This window comes from Nocardia aurea, from assembly GCF_003123685.1.
Taxonomy (GTDB): Bacteria; Actinomycetota; Actinomycetes; order Mycobacteriales; family Mycobacteriaceae; genus Nocardia; species Nocardia aurea.
This window is the reverse complement of record NZ_QCYJ01000106.1, coordinates 1-1,990: the sequence shown is the minus strand read 5'-3', so window position 1 is coordinate 1,990 and position 1,990 is coordinate 1. Positions and strand designations below refer to the sequence as shown.

The 1,990-nt window shown below is 68.3% G+C and carries 3 protein-coding genes; 2 read left to right on the top strand and 1 reads right to left on the bottom strand.

Annotated elements, in window-relative coordinates; genetic code table 11:
* Positions 1 to 763: alpha/beta hydrolase family protein (locus DAT37_RS25515; RefSeq protein ID WP_157978690.1), on the top strand; the 763-nt coding region annotated here is incomplete at its 5' end.
* A 36-nt stretch (positions 764 to 799) separates the two neighbouring features.
* On the opposite strand, the gene DAT37_RS25510 is transcribed toward DAT37_RS25515, so the two are convergent.
* Positions 800 to 1,420 (bottom strand): LysE family translocator, encoded by a 621-nt coding sequence (locus DAT37_RS25510; RefSeq protein WP_109527418.1) that lies wholly within the window; start codon positions 1,418 to 1,420, stop codon positions 800 to 802.
* Between the two features lie 109 nt (positions 1,421 to 1,529).
* Between DAT37_RS25510 and DAT37_RS25505 the strand changes: the two genes are divergently transcribed.
* On the top strand, positions 1,530 to 1,742 hold the full coding sequence (locus DAT37_RS25505) for a DUF4287 domain-containing protein (protein WP_109527417.1): 213 nt from the start codon (positions 1,530 to 1,532) through the stop codon (positions 1,740 to 1,742).
* The last annotated feature ends 248 nt before the right edge of the window (positions 1,743 to 1,990 follow it).

The window sequence follows — 1,990 nt, the reverse complement described above, 5'->3', positions numbered from 1 at the left end:
CGAGATCCCGTACGGGGACAGCAGCCTGCCGGGCCTGTTCGTCCGGGCCGAAGGAGTGAGCGGCAGGGCACCGTGCATGGTGCACTACAACGGCCTGGACAGCACCAAAGAGATGATCTACGGCTCCGGCATCGCCCACGAGCTGGCCAGGCGCGGCATCTCCAGCCTCATCGTCGACCACCCCGGCAGCGGCGAAGCGCTCCGGTTGCGCGGCCTGACCGGGCGGCACGACAGCGAGCACTGGTCCGCCGCCTGCGTCGACTGGCTGGAGCAGCGCGACGACGTCGACCGGGCGCGCATCGGCGTCATGGCCTGGTCGCTCGGCGGCTACTACGCTCCCCGCGCGGCCGCCTTCGAGAAGCGCTTCAGCCTCTGCGTCGCCTGGGGCGCCAACTACAACTGGGGCGAGCTCCAGAAGCGCCGGCTCGCCCGCGAGGGAGACCGGCCCGTCCCGCACTACTGGGACCACGTTCAGTGGGTCTTCGGCAAGCAGACCCTGGAGGAGTTCCTGGAGTTCGCCCCGAACATGAGCCTCGTCGGCGTCACCGATCAGATCACCGTGCCGTTCCTGATCACCCACGGCGTCAACGACCGGCAGATTCCCCGCGAATACGCCATCGCCCAGTACGAGACCGCCGTCAACAGCCCCAAACGCGAGCTCAAGTGGTTCACCGAGCGCGAAGGTGGCGTCGAACACGTCAGTGCCGACAACCTGCCCGCCGCCACCGGCTTCATCGCCGACTGGATCGCCGACACCATCTGACCTACTGGTTACTGCCGGGATGTCACGCGAAGGGGCTCACCGCTCGACGGCGAGTTTCACTCCCAGCCCGATGAAGACGCCACCGGTCGCCACGTCGATCCGGCGGCGCGCGGCCCGCCGGCGGCGCAGCCATCCCCCGATCCGCCCCGCGAGCACGCCCACCGTGCCGTCCACCAGGAACTCCAGCAGGATCAGGATCGCGCCGAGGATCGCGAACTGCAGCCACACCTGCCCCAGCCGCGGCTCGATGAACTGCGGGAGGAAGGCGATCGTGAACGTGACCATCTTCGGGTTGAGCAGGTTGGTCAGGAAGCCGCTGAGATAAGCCCGCCGACCCGGCATCCCCCCACCCGCCGCGGGCGGCTCGGCCTCAGCGTCGTTGCGACGGCGGATCATCCGCACGCCGAGGTAGATCAGGTAGGCTCCGCCGATGATCCGCACCACCGTGAACGCGACCGGCGCCGCTTCGAACAGCGCCGCCAGCCCGGCGGCCGCCACGGCCACATGGATGGCCTCGCTCGTCGCCACCCCGGCCGTGGCCAACAGCCCGCCGCGCATCCCGCACCCCAGAACGAACAGCATGTCAGGCCCCGGAGTGATCATTGCGATCGCCGTGGTCAGGACGAACAGAACAAACAGCTTCAGATCTACCGGCATCCCCCGATCGTGCCACGAAGGGCGTCGAGAAGACGATCCTCAGCGGCCCCTCATCCCCCGGCGAATCACGGCTAGCATGCTCCCTCACCGTCAGAACAGGAGGCACGACATGACCGAACCGGTGAAGGGACCCGCCAGTTACTTCCCCTCGATCGAGAAGAAGTACGGCCGCCCGATCGCGGAGTGGAAGGACCTGATCCGCTCCTCGCCCCTGACCAAGCACTCCGAGCTCGTCTCCTGGCTCAAGACCGAGCACGGACTGGGGCACGGCCACGCCACCGCGCTCGTCGCGCACACCCTCGCCGAGGACAGCGGCGACTGAGCTCCCGGACGACCACACGAATTGTTCTTATTGGAGATCAAGGCCAGCCGCGCCCGCGCCCCAGGCATCACCACCAGTAGCGTGCCGTAGTCGGCCTTGCCACTTGTGGGCCTCAGGACTTGATCGGCGCTCCGTCGTCTCCTCCTGCCTGACGCGGGCGCCTCCCGGCCCGGGCGCGGTGAGGTGGTCCGGGACGCTTCGGCCCGGACCACCTCATTGAGTGGACGCGAGAGGTGGGTGCCCGATCA